The 20,169-nt window shown below is 71.2% G+C and carries 20 protein-coding genes and 1 tRNA gene; 8 read left to right on the top strand and 13 right to left on the bottom strand.

Translation table 11 applies throughout. The features are described 5' to 3' along the window. The first annotated feature begins 276 nt into the window (after window positions 1–276). Both ABZO29_RS30435 and ABZO29_RS30430 read left to right on the top strand, forming a co-directional pair. Window positions 277–615 carry a hypothetical protein gene (locus ABZO29_RS30435; RefSeq protein ID WP_367323362.1) on the top strand — a complete coding sequence of 113 codons (339 nt, stop codon included), beginning with the start codon at window positions 277–279 and terminating at the stop codon, window positions 613–615. A gap of 67 nt (window positions 616–682) precedes the next feature. Beyond that, entirely contained in the window at window positions 683–1,132 is a 450-nt protein-coding gene (locus ABZO29_RS30430) for an ester cyclase (RefSeq protein WP_367323361.1), read from the top strand. Here ABZO29_RS30430 and ABZO29_RS30425 read toward each other — a convergent pair. Genes ABZO29_RS30425 through ABZO29_RS30400 form a run of 6 tightly spaced genes read right to left on the bottom strand, consistent with a single transcriptional unit; the run spans window position 1,122 to window position 6,982 of the window. Then, entirely contained in the window at window positions 1,122–2,240 is a 1,119-nt protein-coding gene (locus ABZO29_RS30425; protein WP_367323360.1) for a helix-turn-helix transcriptional regulator, read from the bottom strand. The two genes, ABZO29_RS30430 and ABZO29_RS30425, sit on opposite strands and share 11 nt — an antisense overlap. A gap of 53 nt (window positions 2,241–2,293) precedes the next feature. Beyond that, a complete protein-coding gene (locus ABZO29_RS30420) occupies window positions 2,294–3,754 on the bottom strand; it encodes an APC family permease (RefSeq protein ID WP_367323359.1) in 1,461 nt (486 codons plus the stop codon). Further along, entirely contained in the window at window positions 3,751–4,725 is a 975-nt protein-coding gene (locus ABZO29_RS30415; RefSeq protein ID WP_367323358.1) for a VlmB-like protein, read from the bottom strand. Before ABZO29_RS30415 ends, ABZO29_RS30420 begins: the two co-directional genes overlap by 4 nt. After that, window positions 4,722–5,303: a flavin reductase family protein gene (locus ABZO29_RS30410; protein WP_367323357.1), complete on the bottom strand. Its 582-nt coding sequence runs from the start codon at window positions 5,301–5,303 to the stop codon at window positions 4,722–4,724. The genes ABZO29_RS30415 and ABZO29_RS30410 overlap by 4 nt, the downstream gene beginning before the upstream one ends. Continuing rightward, window positions 5,300–5,815, bottom strand: coding sequence for a hypothetical protein (locus ABZO29_RS30405; protein WP_367323356.1), 516 nt, complete (start codon window positions 5,813–5,815; stop codon window positions 5,300–5,302). Before ABZO29_RS30405 ends, ABZO29_RS30410 begins: the two co-directional genes overlap by 4 nt. Window positions 5,816–5,842: 27 nt before the next feature. Next, window positions 5,843–6,982, bottom strand: coding sequence for an acyl-CoA dehydrogenase family protein (locus tag ABZO29_RS30400; protein ID WP_367323355.1), 1,140 nt, complete (start codon window positions 6,980–6,982; stop codon window positions 5,843–5,845). Window positions 6,983–7,250: 268 nt separating this feature from the next. Between ABZO29_RS30400 and ABZO29_RS30395 the strand changes: the two genes are divergently transcribed. Both ABZO29_RS30395 and ABZO29_RS30390 read left to right on the top strand, forming a co-directional pair. Further along, the gene (locus ABZO29_RS30395; RefSeq protein WP_367323354.1) at window positions 7,251–8,246 is read left to right on the top strand and encodes a bifunctional lysylphosphatidylglycerol flippase/synthetase MprF; all 996 of its coding nucleotides are present in this window, start codon (window positions 7,251–7,253) and stop codon (window positions 8,244–8,246) included. 66 nt (window positions 8,247–8,312) lie between these two features. Next, window positions 8,313–8,471 carry a hypothetical protein gene (locus tag ABZO29_RS30390; RefSeq protein WP_367323353.1) on the top strand — a complete coding sequence of 53 codons (159 nt, stop codon included), beginning with the start codon at window positions 8,313–8,315 and terminating at the stop codon, window positions 8,469–8,471. Between the two features lie 124 nt (window positions 8,472–8,595). Here ABZO29_RS30390 and ABZO29_RS30385 read toward each other — a convergent pair whose 3' ends face one another. The 3 genes from ABZO29_RS30385 to ABZO29_RS30375 form a co-directional block, all read right to left on the bottom strand. Beyond that, window positions 8,596–9,210 (bottom strand): 2OG-Fe dioxygenase family protein, encoded by a 615-nt coding sequence (locus ABZO29_RS30385; RefSeq protein WP_367323352.1) that lies wholly within the window; start codon window positions 9,208–9,210, stop codon window positions 8,596–8,598. 17 nt (window positions 9,211–9,227) lie between these two features. Next, window positions 9,228–10,298, bottom strand: a complete 1,071-nt coding sequence (locus ABZO29_RS30380; RefSeq protein ID WP_367323351.1) for an iron-containing redox enzyme family protein — start codon at window positions 10,296–10,298, stop codon at window positions 9,228–9,230. A 207-nt stretch (window positions 10,299–10,505) separates the two neighbouring features. Beyond that, window positions 10,506–10,594, bottom strand: a tRNA-OTHER gene (locus tag ABZO29_RS30375). A 197-nt stretch (window positions 10,595–10,791) separates the two neighbouring features. On the opposite strand from ABZO29_RS30375, the gene ABZO29_RS30370 reads away from it, so the two are divergent. Continuing rightward, the gene (locus ABZO29_RS30370) at window positions 10,792–11,172 is read left to right on the top strand and encodes a hypothetical protein (protein ID WP_367323350.1); all 381 of its coding nucleotides are present in this window, start codon (window positions 10,792–10,794) and stop codon (window positions 11,170–11,172) included. 89 nt (window positions 11,173–11,261) lie between these two features. Here the strand turns inward: ABZO29_RS30370 and ABZO29_RS30365 are convergent, their stop codons facing one another. Next, window positions 11,262–11,618 carry a nuclear transport factor 2 family protein gene (locus tag ABZO29_RS30365; RefSeq protein WP_367323349.1) on the bottom strand — a complete coding sequence of 119 codons (357 nt, stop codon included), beginning with the start codon at window positions 11,616–11,618 and terminating at the stop codon, window positions 11,262–11,264. A gap of 212 nt (window positions 11,619–11,830) precedes the next feature. Here ABZO29_RS30365 and ABZO29_RS30360 point away from each other — a divergent pair, with 212 nt between their 5' ends. Next, the gene (locus ABZO29_RS30360; RefSeq protein WP_367323348.1) at window positions 11,831–13,231 is read left to right on the top strand and encodes an aspartate aminotransferase family protein; all 1,401 of its coding nucleotides are present in this window, start codon (window positions 11,831–11,833) and stop codon (window positions 13,229–13,231) included. Window positions 13,232–13,309: 78 nt separating this feature from the next. Here ABZO29_RS30360 and ABZO29_RS30355 read toward each other — a convergent pair whose 3' ends face one another. The 3 genes from ABZO29_RS30355 to ABZO29_RS30345 form a co-directional block, all read right to left on the bottom strand. After that, on the bottom strand, window positions 13,310–15,001 hold the full coding sequence (locus ABZO29_RS30355) for a nitrite/sulfite reductase (RefSeq protein ID WP_367323347.1): 1,692 nt from the start codon (window positions 14,999–15,001) through the stop codon (window positions 13,310–13,312). Window positions 15,002–15,088: 87 nt separating this feature from the next. Further along, entirely contained in the window at window positions 15,089–16,336 is a 1,248-nt protein-coding gene (locus ABZO29_RS30350) for a hypothetical protein (RefSeq protein WP_367323346.1), read from the bottom strand. Continuing rightward, window positions 16,333–18,078, bottom strand: coding sequence for a hypothetical protein (locus tag ABZO29_RS30345; RefSeq protein WP_367323345.1), 1,746 nt, complete (start codon window positions 18,076–18,078; stop codon window positions 16,333–16,335). Before ABZO29_RS30345 ends, ABZO29_RS30350 begins: the two co-directional genes overlap by 4 nt. A gap of 442 nt (window positions 18,079–18,520) precedes the next feature. On the opposite strand from ABZO29_RS30345, the gene ABZO29_RS30340 reads away from it, so the two are divergent. Both ABZO29_RS30340 and cysD read left to right on the top strand, forming a co-directional pair. Beyond that, window positions 18,521–19,222 carry a phosphoadenylyl-sulfate reductase gene (locus ABZO29_RS30340; RefSeq protein WP_367323344.1) on the top strand — a complete coding sequence of 234 codons (702 nt, stop codon included), beginning with the start codon at window positions 18,521–18,523 and terminating at the stop codon, window positions 19,220–19,222. Continuing rightward, entirely contained in the window at window positions 19,219–20,169 is a 951-nt protein-coding gene (gene cysD / locus ABZO29_RS30335) for a sulfate adenylyltransferase subunit CysD (RefSeq protein WP_367323343.1), read from the top strand. The genes ABZO29_RS30340 and cysD overlap by 4 nt, the downstream gene beginning before the upstream one ends.

Genomic DNA, 20,169 nt, shown 5'->3' with positions numbered 1-20,169 from the left:
CGGTTGACACGTGGTCGTCCAGCAGGAACAGTGCGCGATGCGCAACAGCCGGGGGCGAAACGGCCCATGCGACCGAAGACGTCCGATGTGCCCAACGTCACTCCGCATTCTGGGCGGCCGCGGACGGTGAGTTGATCCCTCCGGCCCCGAGCAGCACAGCTGACGCGCCCGAACACGCCACTGGTCAGGCAGCCCTGTACAGATGCCCGCCCCCGGCCCATGATTCCCGCATGACGACGCGCACGGTCGCAGTCCCGTGCGCCTTGGGGGGACGGCATGGCTTCGTGGGTGATCACCGTGAAGACACTCGACACCGAATACCCGACAAGGACGGTCGCCGAACTGGACGGCACGAGGGAGCAGGCGGAGGCCGCACTGTACGACGCGGCGTGCACCGAACAGCCTGAGTACGCGATCCGGAAGATCCTGCGGCGCAAAGTCTTCCGGTACGCCGACGGCTCGTACTACGTCTGCCTCTACGGCAGGTCGGACCAGCCGCGGTTCAAGCTCGTATTGCGGCTGGCAGAGCTGGTCCTGGACACCCCGTGGCCGACGCAGGAGCGACCCGACCGGCAGGAACCCGAGGATCGGATACCCGGTCCCTGGCGCCGATGATCAGCGGCAGATCCACCCCCTGATTCCAGGGATGGGGCGCCGTCGCGCCCGCCTCTACGTTCGAGGCATGAACACAACGACTGGATCCGCAAAGGCCGCCGAGACCGCGGAGCGGAACATCCACACCATGCGCCGGATATACGAAGAGGCCTTCGGGGAGGGGAAGTTGGACATCCTCGACGAGTGCTTCGCGCCCGACATCGTCAACCACACCGCACCGGAGCCGTACCGCGTGGGCATCGAGCCCGTGCGGGGGCTGATCGAGATGCTGCGTACGGCTTTCCCCGACGCACGCACCGAGATCGAGCACATGGTCGCGGACGGCGATGCCGTCGTGATGCGCAACTGGTACGCCGGCACCCATCAGGGCCCGTTCATGGGCCATGAGCCGACCGGGCGGCCCTTCCGGTTCCGCCAGATGCACTGGATGCGCTTCGACGACGAGGGTCGGGTGGCCGAACACTGGGGTGTCCGCGACGACATGGCCCACCTTCGGCAACTCGGCGTCATCGGCTGAGGCACGACGAGGGGGCGCCGCCGCGGGAGTCGGCGGTGTCGTCGAGGTACCAGCCGTACGGGCTCGGCCGGGCGCCGGCGGCGGAGCGCGGCGCGTAGTGCTCGTTGTAGAGCGCCGCGACGAGTTCGCCCCTGCTGTTGACCCCTGCCTTGGTGTATACGGCCTTGAGGTGGTCCTGGACCGTGAAGGGCGAGATCCCCAACCGGGTGGCCATCTGCCGGGTGCTGCGGCCCTGGGCCGCGAGTTCGGTGATCTCGCGTTCCCGGGCCGTCAGCCCGTACGCCTGGGTGATCACCTCGCTGATCACGGCAGGCCGGGCGCCCTCGACGATGACGGCGATCCGGTCGCCCGCGGCCGAGCCGTGCAGGACGACCCATCTCCCGTCGCGGCTCGGCAGGGCGGCCCGGGCCAGGCCGTTGCCGGTGCGTACGGCCGCGGCCACGGCGCGGACCACGCTGGGCAACCGCTCCCGGTCGTCGAGGATCTCCAGCCACACACGGGCGTCGTCGGTCATGGTGACGGTCTCACCGGCCGGCCCGACCAACAACAGCCCCGGCGGCGCCGGCAGGCCGCCCGACGCGGCGAGTGCGGTACGGAGCAGGGTGAGGCGGAGCAGGTCGGCGACCGGGGTGACTATGTCGGCGAGGACGTCCAGGTCGGCCTGGGAGAACGGCGGTGAGGGCCTGGTGCGGTACAGGGTGAGCGAGCCCCAGCAGCCGGTCCTGGCCCGCAACATGACGCGGGCCTCGTCGCAGACGCCGAGGCCCCTCAGCAGGGGCTCGTACCGCTCGGCCACGGTGATGTCGCCCCCGGTCGCGGAGTGCAGGCCCGCGACGGGAACGGGCGCGTTGGCCAGGTGTGCGTAGCCGTTGACGTCGGACCCGCGGAACTCGCCCTCGAAGATCACGTCTTCCCGCGCGGCGGACCCTTCGGAGTCGATGCCGCTGACGAAGCAACTCGTCCACAGCAGGGTGGACGGGTCGACGGTGGAAATGGCGGCGAGGTCGTAGCCGACGGCCCTGCGCAGCAGCCGGTCGAGCGCGACCCGTACCCGCGAGAGATCCAGGTCGTCGGCCGCGAGCCGCCGGATGCACGCCATGAGGTCCATGGGCCGAGCATGCCCCACCGGCCGAGACGGCCGGTAGTGCACCTGCCGGCGTCTCAGTGCTCGGGGTGTCCGGAAAGGTGACGCACGGAGCGGTCGTGCGGCTCGCTCGCAGGAGGAGGGCCCGTGCGCCGCGCCGCGAGGCGGCGGCCGTGCAGGAAGCCGACGAGCGCGAGCACCACCAGGAGCCATGGCAGCCGGTTGACGAGCGGCGACGAGGAACCGGTCACCAGCGCGAACTTGGAGAGCAGCAGGACCAGCGTGCCGACCAGACCGGCGGCGGCCAGCAGCGGCGCGACGGTCGTCCGCCACCAGTGGCGCTCGGGATCGGCGCGGAAGAAGGCGACCACGGACAGGCTCACCACGGCCTGGAGGGCGACGATGCCCACGGTGCCGAAGGCCAGCATGGTGGTGGCGAGGTTGGTGTACGGATGGCCTCCGGCGAGCCCGAAGGCGGCGCACACCGCCGCCGTCATGGCGGTCTGTGTCACGCAGGCGAGGTACGGGGAGGCGTGACGGGGATGGGTCCGGGCCAGCGCGGCGGGCAGCACCCCCTCGCGCCCGAGGGCGTACAGGTAGCGGTTGGCCGCGGTGTGCAGGCCGAGCAGGGCGCCGAACAGGCTGGTGCACAACAGGATCTGCATCACCGTGGTGACCGCGCCGCCGAGGTAGTCGTCGGAGAGGTTGAAGAACAGGTCACCGAGTTCGGTCTCCGCGGCACGGGTGAGGCGGTCGGTGCCCACTCCCCCGACGCCCACCCAGCTCATCAGGGCGAAGAACGCGGTGATGAGGAGGACGGAGGTGTACGTCGCCACGGGCACGCTGCGCCGCGGTGTGCGGCTCTCCTCGCCGTACAGCGCCGCGGCCTCGAACCCGACGTACGAGATCAGGGCGAACATCAGCGCCACCCCGAGTCCCGGCGTGAAGACCGTGTCCGGGCTGAAGGACGTGGCCGGCAGGGCGTCCGCGCCACGCCGCGCGACGATGGCGGCGCCGAGCAGCAGCAGCACGGCGACCTCGGCGATCATGAGGACCGCGAGCAGCCTGGCGCTGAGGTCGATGCGCCGGTATCCCATGAAGGCCGTCAGGGCGATGCCCGAGGCCGTCCACACCGCCCAGGACACGTGCAACCCGTGGGACGCCGCCACCAGTTCGGCGAAGTAGCCGAAGGCGCCCGCGACGCCGGCCACCGCCGCGCTGTAGGCCGCCACCGCGACCAGCCCGCCCGCCACGGCGAGCGGACGGCCCAGCCCGCGTTCGATGTACGTGTAGAAACCGCCGGTGTCGACGATCCTGCGGCTCATGGCGGCGTACCCGACCGAGAAGCACAGCAGCGTCAGCCCGGCCAGTACGAAGGCGGCCGGTGTGCCGGCGCCGTTGCCGATGGCGTAGGCGAGCGGGACGGATCCCACCACGCCGCCCATCGGCGCGGCCGCCGCGACGACCAGGAAGACGATCTTCGGCGTCGTCAGGGTCCGCCGCAGCGGCCGCGCCCCGGGGCCGTCCGGGCGCGTCATCGGGAGGTGCGGATCAGCTCGACGGCCTCCGGTATGCCCATGTAGGGCAGGCGCACCTCCGCCATGTCGTCCGTCCACCGCTCCGCCAGGTCGTAGCGCTGCTTCGGAGTGGTCTCCAGCAGCTTGCAGCCCGGGAAGACCTCGTAGTCGCGCAGCAGGTCGGCATGGGCGCCCATGCCCTCCTGGAAGAGCTCCTCACGCTCCAGGACGAACTCCTCGGAGGGGAGTTCGTCCCACAGGGCGCGGCCGCGGCGGATGAGCTCGATCAGGCGCGGCCGGTAGCCGGGGTCGCGCGCCAGGTGCTCGCGGACGATGGAGCTGCCGACCGTGAGATGGCGGATCTCGTCGATGGACGCGCCGCGGGCGATCTCGGCGGCGGCCGGGTCGAGCAGGGTCCACTTGCGCTCGCTGAGTTCCGCGGCCGGGGCCAGCACTCCCTCGATGACGATGGTGAACACGGCGACGGCTCCGATGAAGTCGCCCTCGTCGCGCACCACGGTGGTGGCGAACTCGGCGATCGGGTTGAGGACCCGCTCGGTGTAGTCGGCGCCCTGTTCCGCGATGTAGGCGAGCAGGCCGTCCTCGGGCACGCCCAGGTCGGTCAGGTGCTTGCGGAAGATCATGGCGTGCCGGGCCTCGTCCACCACCTGGGTGACGAAGAACTCCTGCTCGACGACGCCGGGTGCCCCGATGACGTAGTTGGAGAGGACCTGCACGGCCCGGGACTCGGCCAGCGACCGGTTGCCCAGTTCCAGTACGAGGGCGTCGCGCAGCGGGCCGGGGCGGCGCATGTGCTCCGGGGTGCCGGCGGCGTGTCCGCGTTCGGCACGGCCGCGCAGGGTGCCCTGGGCGACGGCCGACAGCCAGTAGGCGAGGTCGCACTCCTCGGCGGACAGGGTCATCTCCTGGGCGCCTTCGAGCAGGTTCGGGGCGCGGTCCCAGTCGGCTTCGACCGGTATCTCGACAGTCATGACACCTCGCTGCGGGTAGCGGTGGGAGAGAGGGGAAGGGGCGACGGCGTGATGTCCGCCTCGTGCAGCCGGCCGGCGAAGCTGAGCATCGGCGACCCGGTGTGGTGGGTGCCGCCGGTGACCTCGGCGATCAGCAGGTCGTGGTCGCCGACACGGTGCCGGGCCACCGTCCGGCAGGACAGGTGGGCGAGGCTGCCGGTCAGCAGGGGGGCGCCGCTCATCGTGTCGGTGGACCACTCCAGCCGGTCGAACTGGGCGTGTCCCGAGGGGCGTCCGGGGTCGGCGAAGTGGCGGGCGACGGCGGTCTGGCCGGAGCTGAGGACGTTGACGGAGAACTTCCCCGTGCGGCGGACCATCGATCCGAACGAGGACGACGGGTGCAGGCACACGCCGAGGATCAGCGGATCGCGGGAGACCGCGACCACCGCGCTCGCCGTGGTGCCGTGCGGGACGCCGTCCCGGTTCACCGTCAGGACGGTCACCCCGGAGGCCACGTGGCGCAGCGCCATGCGGGCGACCTGCGCGGCGTCCCCCACGTCCGCGGTCCGGTCGGCGAAGCGGGCCGGGGGCCGGCTCAACGGCTCGCTCCGACGACGGGACCGCCGCGCTCCTCGCTCAGCGGCAGCGGGACCCGGCTGCTCGTCCTGCCCCGGCGGCGCAGCATGGCGGTCACCTGGTCCACCAGGGGCGTGGACTCCGGCTCGAAGGGCAGCCCGAACGGCTTGAGGAAGTTGCCGAAGACGCCCCGGTCGCCGAAGACGTGGAAGGGCAGCGCCAGCAGGGCCCATTCGGCACCGACGATCCACCACCACAGGGCGCCGACGGCGGCCACGCTGATGAGGCTGTGCATGCTGTTGTAGAGGACGTAGTACGCCTTGGGGATACGGCCGTCCGGGCTGCGCCGGTAGGCGATGGCGCCCGGGATGTAGCCGATCACGTCGATGTAGAGGAAGAGCGCGATCGCCGGGATCCAGCGGATGTCCTGGAAGTGCACGAGGATCAGCACGATCGTGACGGCGAAGGCGATCAGGTACTCGGCGCGGTGCAGGTTGAAAGTGACCGGTGACTCGACCGGGTTCTTGATGTCCATGAGGGTGCCCTTCCGATGGCTGCGGGGTCAGGACAGGCGCAGGGGGCCGCCGGCGAAGTACTCGGCCAGTTCCGTCGCCACGCTCGAGCGCGAGGGCGGGTGGAAGGCGAGCGCCCGGACCGTCGCGGCCAGGTGGGCCACCTCGGGCGAGCGGATGAACGCCATTCCGCCGAGCATCTCCACGGCCTGGTCGACCGTGGCGGCGAGCAGGTCCTGCGTCGCGTAGCGGGCGGTGAGCACGGCGGCCACCGCCTCGTCGCCGTCCAGCCCGTCCGCCAGGGCGCGGGCGGTGCCCTCCACCAGGCCGACCGCCGCCTCGAGCCGGACCGCCAGGGCGGCGCGGTCCTGGGCGCTGCCCCGGTCCCCGGCGAGCACCTGCGCCACCAGGGCGGAGGCGGCCCCCGTGTAGGAGGACGTGGCGAGCAGTTCGAACCAGGTGAAGCCGGCCGTCTGCAGGTCGTCGAGCCGGTCGTGGTCCTCGGGGGTGCTGTGGATGACCAGGTCCTCGGGGACGTAGACGTCGGTCAGCCGGACCTCGTCGCTCTGCGCGGCCGCGAGCACGGGGGTCGCCCAGAACGGCACGGTCTCGATGCCCGGTGAGGATGCGGGTATGAGCATCAGGGCGAGAGCGGCCCGGCCGTCGTCGTCCGTGACCATGACGCTGGCGGTCAGCACGTCCATGGAACGGGAGAGGCTGCACGGCTTCTTCGCACCGTTGACCCGGTAGCCGGTCGCGGTGCGCAGTGCCACCACGGCCGGGGCGAGGATGTTCTGGTCGGTACGGCCCTCCGCCCACCCGGAGGCGAGCAGCAGTCCGTCGCCGGCCACCGCGGTGAGTACCTTGAGCTGGGCGGGTGTGAGCCGCTCGGCGGTCGCGGCCAGCCGGAAGAGCATGGCGACGGTGAAGTGGTGCATCACGGTGGCGACGCCGAGGGACGGCGAGGCCGAGGCGATGGCCCGCTGCACCCGAACGGCGTCCAGCGGACCCGCGGCACCGCCCCCGTACTCGGCGGGGACCAGCAGGCCGGGCCCACCGTGTCGGCGGTACGCCTCGACGACCGGGCTGTCCGGGGCCTCCCGCGCCATGAGCGGAAGCTCTTCCAGGGCTGCGAGCAGCCCTGGATGGAATCGTTCGCAAACCTCTGTCGCTGCCGTCAGGGAACGCATTGCAGAAATTCTCCTCGAACGCTGAGGAATACTCGGGCGGGCCCGCTGCAAATAAACCCGGAACGGAATCCCGCGCATTCGGCAAGAAGTCTGGCACCTCCCGCCTGACTCTTCCCTGACGCTCCCCTGACCCGGCGTTCGCCGTTCTGCCGCTGACACACGACTGACCCTCTGCTGACCAGAGCGGGGGGCGCTCTTGTGGTCGGGCGCGGGAAATGCGATAACCAATAGTCGCGGACATGACCGGCGAGCGAGAACGGATCTCACAATGACCGGGACAATTCCGGAGACGGACATCGCGCTCGACGCGATCCAGCGCTATCCGGACTCGGACAATCCGAGTGCGTATTTCGCGTTCAACGAGGGAAACAGCTATTTCCGGCTCCCCGACACGCCCGGCGTGATCGTCTATCGGCCGGTGGGCCGTTACCTCGTGCAGTTCGGGGGGCCGTTCGCGCCGGCCGAGAGCCGGTCGCGGCTGCTCGCCGCCTTCGTCGGACTCGCCGCCGAGCAGGGCCGCGAGATCGTCTCCGTCCAACTGCAGGCGAAGGACGGCGACATCTACGTCGCCCAGGGTTTCACCGTCAACCAGATGGGCGCCTCCTACGTCGTGGACCTGGAGTCGTTCACCTTGGCCGGCACCCGGTTCATGCAGCTGCGCAACAAGATCTCACGGGCGCTGCGCTCCGGCCTGAAGATCTACGAGGCGCCGTTCGGCGAGTGGGAGCAGGCCGTACGGGCGCTGGACCGGGCCTGGCTGGGCACGAAGGGCGAGGGCGTGAAACCCCTGGAGTTCCTGGTGGGCCAGACCGGCGGCCGCTACCAGGAGCTGCGGCGGCTGTTCGTCGCGGAGCGCGAGGGCGAGCTCATCGGCTACGTGTCGTACGCGCCGGTGTACGGCTCGCGGGCGGGGTGGATGCACGACCTCAGCAGGCGGCTGCCGGACGCCCCGCCCGGGGTGATGGAGGCGGTGAACAAGACCGCCATCGACGTCTTCCGGGCCGAGGGCGCGAACTGGCTGCACTTCGGGTTCACGCCGTTCACTTCGCTGACGGCACCTCAGTTTCCCGGGTACAGCAGGGCTTTCCACTGGTTCATGAACCACCTGTGGGAGCACGGCGCGCACATCTATCCGGCCCGCACCCAGCTCGACTACAAGGAGAAGTGGGCGCCGAGCGTCGTGCTGCCCGAGTACATCGCCTTCCAGCACCGGGCGAGTCTGCCCGCCCTGGTGCACGTCTTCCGCGCCTGCAACGCCGTCTGACCGCCGGGCGCGGTCCGCGCCCTCACTCCGGCCGTGGCCGGCCTTCACAGAATGTCGAGGTGACCCGTGTCCGAGGAGATCGAGACCCAGGGCAGGAAGGTCGTCGAGTTGTTCACGGCGTGCGCGGACGCGCCGGACGACCTGGGGGCCGCGCGGGCGGCCGACGCCGGTCTTGCCGAGCTGGAGGAGATGCTGCGCGCGGCGGCGGACGAGGGTCCGGCGTAGCTCTCCGGCCGACGAAGTCCGGGGCCCGTCCTGTGCGGACGGGCCCCGGACGTGTTCCTCGGAAGGTGTGTCACGGCGCGGGTGGAACGGTGCTGGTGCCGCGGCGGCCGGTGCACCGGGCCGCTCAGGCCGCGGAGGCCGTTCCCGCCCGCTGCCGGGACACCAGGCAGACCAGGAGATCCTGCACGCCCGGCTGCGGGCCGGTCGCCCGCAGCTCCCGTACCTCGGGGGCGACGGCCCTGCGGTCGGCCAGCAGCGCCCGCCCCGGCGGGAGCGCGGCCTCCCGGTCCGGCCCGGCACCGTCGGCGCGGACCAGCCGCGGCCCGCCGCCCGTGGCGCCCTCCTGACGCACCACGGCGAACAGGACGAGCTCACCGGCGTCCAGCCGCGGCAGGGCGGCACGGATCGGCGCGCCGGGCGCCACGAGCGTACGCAACTGGTGGGTCTCGACCCGCCAGTCCGTGCCGGTGTGCAGCCACGGTCCACGCAGCAGGCGCCGCAGCAGCGTGGCCAGGGCGGAGGTGAACGGCCGGCCGGCGAGAGCCCGCCGGCCGGCCGCTGCCCGGGCCGTGTCCACCTCGAAGAACCAGTCGTCGTCGGCCGTCCACGACATGCTCACCAGGACCTGTCCGTGGCGGCACGCGCCGCCGGCCTGCGGCAGTGCCGCGTAACTGTCCGCCAGTGCCGGGGGCACCGGTGGCAGATCGACGAGTACGAATCCCGGCTCGGGCAGGGGCACGTCGGCCTCCCCGCCGGTCAGCCCGCGCCGACGGGGGTGCGCTCGGCGGACGACCGGGCCCGGGAGAGCCGCTCGTCGAGGTGCCGCGCCGAGGAGTTGACCCGCCACAGGGCGCCGCGGGCGATGCCGCGCCGCATGTAGGGCGAGTCCGCGGTCGGTATCACCACGTTGTGGAACCAGCCCGCGGCGTGCTGCGAGTCGATGGTGATGTGCAGCTTGTGGTAGGTGATGCCGACCTCGGGCAGCCCCAGCCGCTCCCAGGCCCGCACCACGTTGCGGAACCGGTCGGGGGCCAGCCATTCGGTCATGCCGAGGAAGCCGACCGCCTCCGGGTAGAGGTGGCGGTAACGGCACAGCAGGACCGCCAGGTTGCCGGACAGCAGGTCGGTCGCGGTCATCGCCCCTTCCAGGTCCTCCTCGCGGACGTCGAACACCTCGTAGATCTTGTTGAAGAGATGGGTGTGGACCTCGTCGGGATCGCCGTTGCCCATCTCGTCCCAGTAGTTGTTGGCGATCTCCATCTTGCTCGCGCCGGCGGTGCCCACCTGCATCATCGCGAGGAAGTCGTCGAAGCGGCCGTCGACGAGGGACTCCTGGATGACGTAGGTGCGCAGGTCCTCGCGCTCGGCCTCGCGATTGATGAACTCGGTGTAGTACGGGTGCTTGTACGCGCGGTGGGTGCGCACCAGTCCCTTCAGCCAGGACATGAACTGCCTGGGATCGCCCGGGGCTTCCTCCAGGGTGCCCGGTTCGATCCTGAGGTCCTCGGCCGCCGTGGTGGCACTCTCCAGCAGGCGGGTGACCTCGTGCAGCACCACGGAGCCCTCGGCGGTGGGCCGTTCGGGGATCCGCATGACGGTCTGGTAGATGCGCGACAGCAGCAGCTGCTGGTGGTAATGGGCGCCGGCGTCGCCGGCGGCCGCCGCCTCGTTCAGATCCGTCACGGCCGCGACCACGCGCCCGCGGTCGCGCTGGTGCCTGACGTCGATCTCCTCCGCGGAGACCGTCAGCCAGGAAGAGATCTCGTCCACGATCTCCGCGTGTCCGGACGGGCGGCTCGCGTACAGGGCGGTGTTGTTGCTGGGCACGCCTTCTCCAATCTATTGGGATTCGACGCTGGTTCGCATCACGCCGGATGGTGGGTGAATGAGGCACCGTCGACGGGAATCCATGGGCACCTGGATCGGAGGCGGTGCGCTGACGGGCGATCTGAAGGCCCGTTCCCACGCGGCTGTCACGCCAAAGACACGCGCACCCGGAGAAATCCGGGATGCGCGTGCCTAGGTGTGCGCCGGCGGAGAGGGCAGGATTCGAACCTGCGTGGGCAGAGCCCGACCGATGAATACCCCACCGGACCCCATTCGGCCGCTTTGGGTACCTCTCCTCGCCTTTCGTTGCTCATATCCTGGCACACCCGTCCTGACACGCCCCTGATAAAAGCCTGAGAGGAACGAAGATTCCTCGGCCGGTGATATCAGGAGGGCATCAGCGACGCCTGGAATAGTGTGGCGACAAAGCCGGTGCGCGCCCGTGCATCATGCGGCGCGACTGCCTGAGGATTCACCAACGAGGAGATTTCCGGTGAGCGCTGAGTCCCGCAAAATACCCGTGTCGCGGCTGTACAACGACGAGAAGGGGGAATCGCACTTCATCGAGGAGACCCTGGAGGTGACGGCGGCCAACTTCGCTCCGCCCGCTCCGCCCATCTACGTCTCGGACGGGGTGCCGGCCAAGCAGGTCGTCTACCTCTTCCTGCCGGCCGGATACGAGGGGGACTTCCACCCGGCGCCCCGCCGCCAGATCATGACCCTCATCAGCGGCTCACTGGAGTGCAGCGTCAGCGACGGCGAGACACGCACCTTCTCCCCCGGCAACACACAACTGGTGGAGGACACCCAGGGCAAGGGCCACGCCACCAAGGCCCTGGAGGACTGCGTCATGGTCGTGTCCCAGCTGGACTAGAACCTGTTCGGCGGAACAAGTCGCAAGGACACGACCGGGCGGGTGCCGTACGTTCTCGGCACCCGCCCGGTCGGCATGTCCGCGGGCGGTCAGCCCTTGACGTAGCCGAAGCTCTCCACGATCAGACCGCCCTGCAGGCGGGTCACGTTGACCCCCCGCACGAAGTCCCGCGGGCCCGAGCCCCAGCGCATGGTCCAGCGGCACACGGCCCGCTCGCCTGCCACCCACACCTCCTCGGGCTCGAACTCGATGCCCTTGTTGGCGGCGATGCCGGACCAGAAATCAAGACACTCGGCATAGCCCTCGTGCCGTGAACCGTCCGGTGCCGGGCCGGAATTCTCCAGGACGCAGTCCTCGGCGAGCAGACCCTTCAGAATACTGGGGTCATGTTCATGGAACGCCCGGTTGAACTCGTCGATAACCTTGCGCGTCTGCTCATCTGACATTGCCTTCCTCACGCCTTCCTGTCGGCCCGGTGGAACACCGGGTGCAGAACGCCGTCACGGCAGCACGACGGCGACGACCGGATGGCCGGCAGAGGCTTCCGCTCCGCCGGTCGGGCCGCCCGAGAAGTCATATCGCGCTGGGCGCATTGCCGTCCAAGCCTTGGTGCACCACGGTCAGCCGTTTGTCAGTGGATGAGCCATACGGTGATGTCATGACCAATGCGGACAGGGCACCACTCGACTTGGCATATCACCAGGCGACGGAATACCTGGCAGGTCTCGCCCGGCGTCCGGTGGGCGCCACCGCAGATGCCGAACAATTGCTGAAAATGTTCGGCGGACCGCTGCCGACCGGGCCGCAGGACGCCTCCGACACCATCACCCTGCTGGGCCGCGCGGCCGCGGAAGGCGGTATTCCCGCCGCCTCAGGGCCGCGCTACTTCGGCTATGTCACCGGCGGCACCCTGCCCGTGGCGATCGCGGCGGACTGGCTGGTGGCCGCATGGGACCAGACCGCCAGCCTCTACAACCTCTCGCCGGCGATCGCCGTCGCCGAACACGTCGCCGCCCAGTGGGTGCTCGAGCTGCTCGGACTGCCCGAGCACTCCTCGGTCGGCTTTCCGACCGGCTGCACCATGGCCCATCTGACCTCGCTCGCCGCCGCCCGCCACCACCTGCTGGCCGGGCTGGGCTGGGACGTCGAGCGCGACGGGCTGCCGGGGGCGCCGCGCGTCCACCTCGTGGCCGGCGCGCAGCACCACATGACCATCGACCTGGCGGCCCGCTACCTCGGCTTCGGCAGCGGCGGCATCCACAACGTGCCGGTCGATGCCCGGGGACGTATGCGGCCGGACGCGCTGGCCGACCTCCTGGACCGGCTGGACGGGCCGGTCATCGTCTGTGCCCAGGTCGGGGACGTCAACTCCGGTGCGGTCGACCCGGTCGGGGAGATCTGCGACATCGCTCACCGGTACGGCGCCTGGGTGCACGTCGACGGCGCGTTCGGGCTGTGGGCGGCGGCCAGCCCCCGGCTGCGTCCGCTGGTGGCCGGGGTCGAGCGGGCGGACTCCTGGGCACTGGACGCCCACAAGTGGCTCAACGTCCCCTACGACTGCGGCATCGTCGTGGTGGCGCATCCCACGGCGCACCGGGCCGCGATGCTCAACGAGCGTGCCGGATACCTGCCGGCCGGCACCCCGGGCGAGCGGGACGCCATCGAGTGGGTGCCGGACTTCTCACGACGCGCCCGGAGCCTGCCGGTGTGGGCCGCACTGCGCACCCTGGGCCGTTCCGGCGTCGCCGACATGGTCGAGCGGTGCTGCGACCTCACGGCCCGGTTCGCCGCCCGGCTCGCCGAGGTGCCCGGCGTGGCACTGCTCAACGAGGTCGTGCTCAACCAGGTGATGGTGCGCTTCGCCGACGACGACGCCACGACCCGTGCGGTGATCGCGCGGATTCAGGACAGCGGGGTCTGCTGGTTCGGCGGCACGGTGTGGCAGGGCCGGGCCGCGATGCGGGTGTCGGTGGTCAACTGGCGGACCGGCGAGGAGGACGTGGACCGCAGTGTCGACGTCATCCGGGACGCCGTACGGGCGGTGCTGTCGTCGCGGTGACGACGGTGCCCGGTGCCAAGAGGTCCGGCCCGGTGCGGAAACCACTTCCGCACCGGGCCGGACCTCTTCGTGCCGCTGTCACCTGAGTTCTTCGTCGGGCGCCCGTTCCGCCCACTGGGCGAAGGTCTCCGTGTCGCCGTGCCGGCCCGCCAGATACCGGCGGGTGAGGCGGTCGACATAGTCGGGGAGTTCGTCGGCGGTCGTCTTCAGACCGCGCAGCTTCCTGCCGAATCCTCCCTGCTCGTCCTGCGCGAGCGCCAGCCCGCCCCCCAGATGAACCTGGAAGCCCTCCACCTGGCTGCCGTCCGGGCCGTTGACGAGCTGGCCCTTGAGCCCGATGTCGGCCACCTGTGTGCGCGCGCAGGAGTTCGGGCAGCCGTTGACGTTCACGGTGAGACGCACCGGCGAGCCGTCGAACCGCCTTTCCAGTTCGGCCACCAGGCCCGCGGCCCGCTCCTTGGTCTCGACGATGGCGAGCTTGCAGTACTCGATCCCGGTGCACGCCATGGTGTCGCGCCGCCAGGACGAGGGCTCCGCCTCGAGTCCGAGCCCGCGCAGTTCGCGAACGAGCGGTTCGGGGTCGACCACGTCGAGCACCAGCAGCTTCTGATACGGCGTCAGCCGAACGCGCCCCGACCCGTGTGTCTCGGCGGCGTCGGCGAGGGCGGCCAGCCGGCTGCCGGACAGACGTCCGACGACCGGCGCGGCCCCCACGTACGACCGGCCGTCCCGCTGCGGGTGGACGCCGATGTGGTCCAGGGGGAGGCCGGGCAGCAGCGGCGGTGGGCCGTCGAGGAGGCGCCGGTGCAGGTACTCGTCCTCCAGCACCGCCCGGAACCGTTCGACGCCCCAGTCGGCGACCAGGAACTTCAGTCGTGCCCGGTGCCGCAGCCGCCGGTAGCCGTAGTCCCGGAACAGCCGGGCGACCGCCACCCACACCTCCGGGACCTCGGCGAGCGGCACCCACACACCGACGGGCTGCGCGAGCATCGGCTGGGTGGACAGGCCACCGCCCACCCAGAGGCCGAACCCGGGGCCGAGTTCGGGGTGCACGACACCGAGGAAGGCGACGTCGTTCACCTGGTACGGGACGTCCGGCAGCCAGGAGACGGCGGACTTGAACTTGCGCGGGAGGTTGGACAGCGAGGCGTCGCCGACGTACCGGGCCACGATCTCCTCGACGGCCGGGGTGGCATCCAGCACCTCGGCGGCGGCCACGCCGGCCACCGGGCTGCCGACGATCACCCGGGGACAGTCGCCGCACGCCTCGGTGGTGGACAGGCCCACGGCCTCCAGCCGGCGCCAGATCGCGGGCACGTCCTCGATCCGGACCCAGTGCAGCTGGATGTTCTGCCGGTCGGTGATGTCGGCCGTGTTCCGCGCGAACCGCATCGAGACGTCCGCGACGGTCCTCAGCTGAGCGGCGTCGAGGCGGCCGCCGTCGACGCGCACGCGCAGCATGAAGTGCTCGTCCTCCAGCTCCTCGGGGGCGAGGACGGCGGTGCGCCCGCCGTCGATGCCCGGCTTGCGCTGGGTGTACAGGCCCCACCAGCGGAACCGGCCGCGCAGGTCGTCCGGGTCGATGCCGGAGAACCCGGTGCGGGAGTAGACCTGTTCGATCCGCTCGCGGACCTTCAGGGGGTCCTCGTGCTGTTTGAACTGCTCGTTGGCGTTCAGCGGGGCCCGCTCCCCCATGGCCCACTGGCCCTCGGTGCGCCGGTCCGCCGACCGGGCGGCCGCCGACGCGGGTGTCGCGTCCGTCTCCGTCATCTGGGTGCTCCTTCCGTGGCCGGGACGATCACGGTCGACGGGGAGCGGACGGGGTCGCCGCTCCCCGTCGCCGGGGTTGTCCGGCAGTCAGGCGGTCCTCCTCCCGGGGGCCGCCACGGGAATGATCATGCCGCCCGGCAGCCAGTCGGCCCGCTTCAGGTGATGGACGTGGCCGGAGCCGCCGCTGCCCGGTACGTACGGAACCGCGACGGCGTAGAGCCTGACCGGCGCGTCGCCGGTGGTCCCGCGGGCCTGCTGCCACGCCTCGTAGCCGGCCGCGGCCGGCGGCTCGCCGGGGAGCCGTTCGCTCAGGGCGTTCAGGTAGCCCGAGACCTCGGTACCGCGGGGCGCGTACCGCAGCGGAACGATCTGACCCGCGGCGGGCTGCAGCAGCGACGGGGTCAGCAGCCACGGCGCCAGGTAGGTGCCCTGCGCCGGGGTCCGGCCTGCGGCCACGCCCTCGACCGCCTGGGCGCCGGTCGCCCAGCCGGCGACGACGATCAGGGGATGTCGTGCCGTCCCGGGCCGGGTCACCTCCAGGCCGGCCCGGCGTGCCGCGGCGCGCACCACGTCGGCCGCTGCGACCGCGCGCGGCGAGTCGTCGCCGACCAGGGCGACGCCCCGCTCTCCGCGGTCGGCCAGGAAGTCCACGACGGACCGCAGCGCGGCCGCGTCGCCCGGGGCGAGCCGGTCCGCGGGACAGGCGTCGAGCGGCCGGTCGTCGCCGGCGAGCACGGCGCCGACGGCGGCCGCGGCGCACTCCGGGCCGTCCGGGCCGCGCAGCGCCGTCAGGGTCCGGCCGCGGTCCTCGCCGGTGTCGACCGCCACCGGCGAGGTCGTCCCCCGGGCCGACACCCACACGGTGCTCCGCCCCGCCGGCAGCCGCACGGTCACCCACGTCTGCGCGCTGCCGGCGTGGGCGCGGCCCGCGGTGAGCCGGCCCCGGTCCGGTCCCGCGGAGGCGTCCGCCGCGCCGATGCCGACGAGGTTGACGCCGGGCCGGTTCGGGACCACCGTCACCGGCACGCTCGACCCGCCGAGCCGGATCCGGCTCAGCAGCGGCGTGCCGCGCCCGCCGGCGGCGGGCTCCGGACCGGCCGGCCACACCACGACCGCGGTGGCGGCCAGTACGGCGACCGCCACGGCTCCCGCGAAGTAGCCGGAGGTGCCGGACCGGCGTCGCAGGACGCCCTTGCGGAGCAGGACGATCCCGAGCGCCGCCGCGAGGCTCAGCACGAGGGCGCCCGCCACGAAGGCGCCGTACACGGATGGAACCAGGTGCCCGGGGCCGTCGTCGTCACCGGCCGCGGGCACCTGGAGCAGGATGGTCGTCATGGTCGCAGCGCGCGGTCGCTCACCGCGAACATGACACCGTGGGGCTGGGCGTCCCCGTACTCGCCGTGCGGCCACGACGTGCGGTCGAAGCCGACGCAGGGCTTGCCCGTGTTCTCGTCGCGGAACCTGCGGTCGAGTACCGGACGGCCCTTGCTGTTCAGGTCGAACATGCACACCCGGTGGTCGCCGCCGCCGCCGAAGGAGCCGGCGACGAAGTAGTTGGCGACGGCGATCCGGCGTACCTGGTCCGTCTCCTGGTACATGCCGCCGCCACCGCGGCGGAAGATGTCCATGGTGCCCCAGTGCGGGCCACCGGAGGTGACGTCCCGAATCGGCACCACGCCGGCCAGTTCGGGACAGTCCCGCTCGGCTCCTCCGGCGTACGCCTCGTTGAGCTGGTCGACGGAGCAACGGGTCGACTTGCCCTCGGCGAGCAGCTTGCGGATGTCGAGGACGTAGAGCATGCCGGTGGTGCCGTCGAGAGGTGCGCCGTAGGGCACGGACTGGCCCATGACGGTGTGGAACAGGTAGCGGTCGTCCGGACTGACCGCCAGCCAGCTGGAGTTGTCACCCCCGCCGGTGACCGACTGGTCCCGGTTGAAGGACCGGTAGGCGGTGGTGTCGTCGAACACCTCACGCCACTTGGGGTTCTTGGCTGTGATGTCGGGTGTGTAGAAGACCGCGCCACCGGCCATCGAGGAGACGAAGGCTCCCCGGTTTCCCGGCCGGTTGGTGGTGGCGACCTCCATGACGACACGGGACTCGCGGAAGAACGGGCGCTTCTCCAGCGCGCCGCGCGGACCGTCGTGCACCTTGGAGACGGACATCAGCCGCGGGTTGTTGCGGTCCTTGATGTCGAAGACCCGCACCGTCTGCCGGGCCAGGTTCTCGCGCAGCGGCGACTCGGGGGTCATGAAGTTGCGCGCCTCGGCGAAGTCGCTGGCCACCATGATGTCGAGGTCCTCGCGCACGGCGATGCCGTGCGGATTGGCGCAGCTGGACGCGGGCAGCTCGGGCACGTTGCCGCACTGCGCGGGGTCCTCCGACTCCTCGGTTGCCGCCGGTATCTCCGCGAGGGTTCGGCCGTCCTCGCCGATGCGTACGATCTCGCCGGGCGACCCCGCGGCGCCGTTGCCGACGCGCACCTCGCCGTTGGTGTAGGTGCACGGCCCGGACACGTCCGGACCGCCCATGTACGTGGCGTACGCGGTGCCGTCGCTGAGCACCTGGTAGGCGTCGGGGAGCGTGCCGCAGGGCGTCTGGCCGGGAGTGTTGACGCCGACCAGTCGCAGGGCAGGCAGGGCGGTCGCGTCGAAGACGTACGTGGTGTCGGAGAGGATGCCGCCGGCGTAGATGCGGTCGCCCTTGTGCCACATGTACTGCAGGTGGTGCGGCTCGTTGCCGGTGCCCGGTCCCGTGGTGACGGTGTTGGCGACCTGGCCGTAGGTGGGCGACCCGGGGGTGGCGTCGACGACGGCGAGGAAGTCGGGGGCCGGCTGCCCGGCCGGTCCGGCCCAGACCAGCAGCCACTTGCGGCCGGGGCCGTTCGCCGCCTTCGTCAGGTGATTGGTCGCGGTGTACTCGACGCCGTCCACCCCGCGGAACGCGGACGTCCACCGGCGGGGTGCGTCGGCCGCGGCGGTGCCGCCCCCCGCCAGCAGGCCGGCGGTCATCGCGAGCGCCAGCAGGCCGAGGAACGCCCGCCGCGCGGAGGCGAGTTGTCGGAACCTGTGAAGTCTCATCGGTCTCGTTGTCCCTCTCCCGGTGCACTCGGCCCGGACACGTAGTTGTCCTTCGGTCTCGTACATTCCTCTTTCGGGAACAACGTTTCGCGGTCCGCCGCGGACGCGTGCGCCACCGATTCCGCGGCGACCCGCTTGTGCACGCGTCTCGCCGGTTTTCTGGAAAATTCGATGCCGCACACCAGGGCGGATGCGTCCCCCTGTTCACACCCGGCACTATCCCAAGAGCCCACTGACTCAGTGCTGATCAGACGCTTGCGGCTCGCTGACTCCGGTCCCGGACCAGGGGTCAGCGAGCGGTCAGCGCGCCATGTGCCACCGCTGATAATCTCTTTCGCGCCGCGGGCCTCGAGTTCACCGCAGGCGCCTGCCGCGATATTTCGCTTTGTGATTCCCCCCATTCTTCCCGAATTCTCTGGCGGTACCACGAAGGGACAGCCGGATGACGGTGACTCAGCAGAAACGGGCTCTGAAGGCGCTCGCCGAGCAGGCGGGCCGTGATCTGGAGGACGCCTCCGCGCAGGAGATCCTGCGGTGGGCCGCCGACACGTTCGGCAGGCGCTGGTGCGTGACCTCCTCGATGGAGGACGCAGTGGTCGCCCATCTGGCGTCCCGCGTCCTCAAGGGCGTGGACGTGGTGTTCCTCGACACCGGCTACCACTTCCCGGAGACCATCGGCACCCGGGACGCGGTCGAGGCCGTGATGGACGTCAACGTCATCACGCTCACCCCGCGCCAGACGGTCGCCGAGCAGGACGCCGGGTACGGGCCGAAGCTGCACGACCGCGATCCCGACCTGTGCTGCGAACTCCGCAAGGTCCGGCCCCTCGAAGAGGGCCTCGCCGGCTACGACGCCTGGGCGACCGGACTGCGCCGCGAAGACTCCCCGACCCGGGCGGACATCCCGGTCGTCGGCTGGGACGAGAAGCGCCGGAAGGTCAAGATCTCCCCGATCGCCCGCTGGACCCGGGACGACGTGGAGGCGTACGTCGCCGAACAGGGCGTACTGACCAATCCGTTACTGACGGACGGTTACGGCTCCATCGGCTGCGCCCCCTGCACCCGCCGCCTCCGTCCGGGCGAGGACGCGCGCGCCGGCCGCTGGGCGGGCCGCGCCAAGACCGAGTGTGGGCTGCACGGATGACCGCGATCACCGAGGGAACCGGCAGGACGGCGACGGTGTCCGCGCGCCACGAGATCACGCTGTCGCACCTGGACGCGCTGGAGTCCGAGGCGGTGCACATCTTCCGTGAGGTGGCGGGCGAGTTCGAGAATCCGGTGATCCTCTTCTCCGGCGGCAAGGACTCCATCGTCATGCTGCGCCTGGCGCTGAAGGCGTTCGCCCCGGCCGCCATCCCCTTCTCGCTGCTGCACGTCGACACCGGACACAACTTCCCCGAGGTGCTGGAGTACCGCGACCGTGTGGTGGCCGCCCACGGACTGCGCCTCCACGTCGCCTCCGTCGAGGACTACATCGACCGCGGCGTGCTCAGGGAACGCCCTGACGGGACGCGCAACCCGCTCCAGACCCTCCCGCTCACCGAGCGGATCCAGTCGGAGAAGTTCGACGCGGTCTTCGGCGGCGGGCGCCGCGACGAGGAGAAGGCCCGCGCCAAGGAGCGGGTGTTCTCCCTGCGGGACGAGTTCTCCCAGTGGGACCCGCGCCGGCAGCGGCCCGAGCTGTGGAACCTGTACAACGGCCGCCACGCCCCCGGCGAGCACGTCCGCGTCTTCCCGCTCAGCAACTGGACCGAGCTGGACGTCTGGCAGTACATCGCCCGCGAGAACATCGAGCTGCCCGGGATCTATTTCGCCCACGAGCGAGAGGTGTTCCGGCGGGGCGGCATGTGGCTGACCGCCGGCGAGTGGGGCGGGCCCAGGAACGGCGAGACCGTCGAGAAGCGCCAGGTGCGCTACCGGACCGTCGGAGACATGTCGTGCACCGGAGCCGTCGACTCGGACGCGGTGACCCTGGAGCAGGTCATCGCCGAGATCGCCGCCTCCCGGCTCACCGAGCGCGGCGCCACCCGTGCCGACGACAAGCTTTCCGAGGCCGCGATGGAGGACCGCAAGCGCGAGGGGTACTTCTGA

Source organism: Streptomyces sp. HUAS ZL42 (assembly GCF_040782645.1).
GTDB lineage: Bacteria > Actinomycetota > Actinomycetes > Streptomycetales > Streptomycetaceae > Streptomyces.
Note: the sequence above shows the minus strand (reverse complement) of the source record. Positions and strands in the feature narration are given on the sequence as shown.

Coding starts and splice junctions, on each gene's coding strand:
- ABZO29_RS30350 (WP_367323346.1), bottom strand. CDS start 16,336: ATGACGACCATCCTGCTCCAGGTGCCCGCGGCCGGTGACGACGACGGC.
- cysD (WP_367323343.1), top strand. CDS start 19,219: ATGACCGCGATCACCGAGGGAACCGGCAGGACGGCGACGGTGTCCGCG.
- ABZO29_RS30420 (WP_367323359.1), bottom strand. CDS start 3,754: ATGACGCGCCCGGACGGCCCCGGGGCGCGGCCGCTGCGGCGGACCCTG.
- ABZO29_RS30435 (WP_367323362.1), top strand. CDS start 277: ATGGCTTCGTGGGTGATCACCGTGAAGACACTCGACACCGAATACCCG.
- ABZO29_RS30345 (WP_367323345.1), bottom strand. CDS start 18,078: ATGAGACTTCACAGGTTCCGACAACTCGCCTCCGCGCGGCGGGCGTTC.
- ABZO29_RS30355 (WP_367323347.1), bottom strand. CDS start 15,001: ATGACGGAGACGGACGCGACACCCGCGTCGGCGGCCGCCCGGTCGGCG.
- ABZO29_RS30405 (WP_367323356.1), bottom strand. CDS start 5,815: ATGGACATCAAGAACCCGGTCGAGTCACCGGTCACTTTCAACCTGCAC.
- ABZO29_RS30400 (WP_367323355.1), bottom strand. CDS start 6,982: ATGCGTTCCCTGACGGCAGCGACAGAGGTTTGCGAACGATTCCATCCA.
- ABZO29_RS30340 (WP_367323344.1), top strand. CDS start 18,521: ATGACGGTGACTCAGCAGAAACGGGCTCTGAAGGCGCTCGCCGAGCAG.
- ABZO29_RS30365 (WP_367323349.1), bottom strand. CDS start 11,618: ATGTCAGATGAGCAGACGCGCAAGGTTATCGACGAGTTCAACCGGGCG.
- ABZO29_RS30430 (WP_367323361.1), top strand. CDS start 683: ATGAACACAACGACTGGATCCGCAAAGGCCGCCGAGACCGCGGAGCGG.
- ABZO29_RS30415 (WP_367323358.1), bottom strand. CDS start 4,725: ATGACTGTCGAGATACCGGTCGAAGCCGACTGGGACCGCGCCCCGAAC.
- ABZO29_RS30395 (WP_367323354.1), top strand. CDS start 7,251: ATGACCGGGACAATTCCGGAGACGGACATCGCGCTCGACGCGATCCAG.
- ABZO29_RS30425 (WP_367323360.1), bottom strand. CDS start 2,240: ATGGACCTCATGGCGTGCATCCGGCGGCTCGCGGCCGACGACCTGGAT.
- ABZO29_RS30360 (WP_367323348.1), top strand. CDS start 11,831: ATGACCAATGCGGACAGGGCACCACTCGACTTGGCATATCACCAGGCG.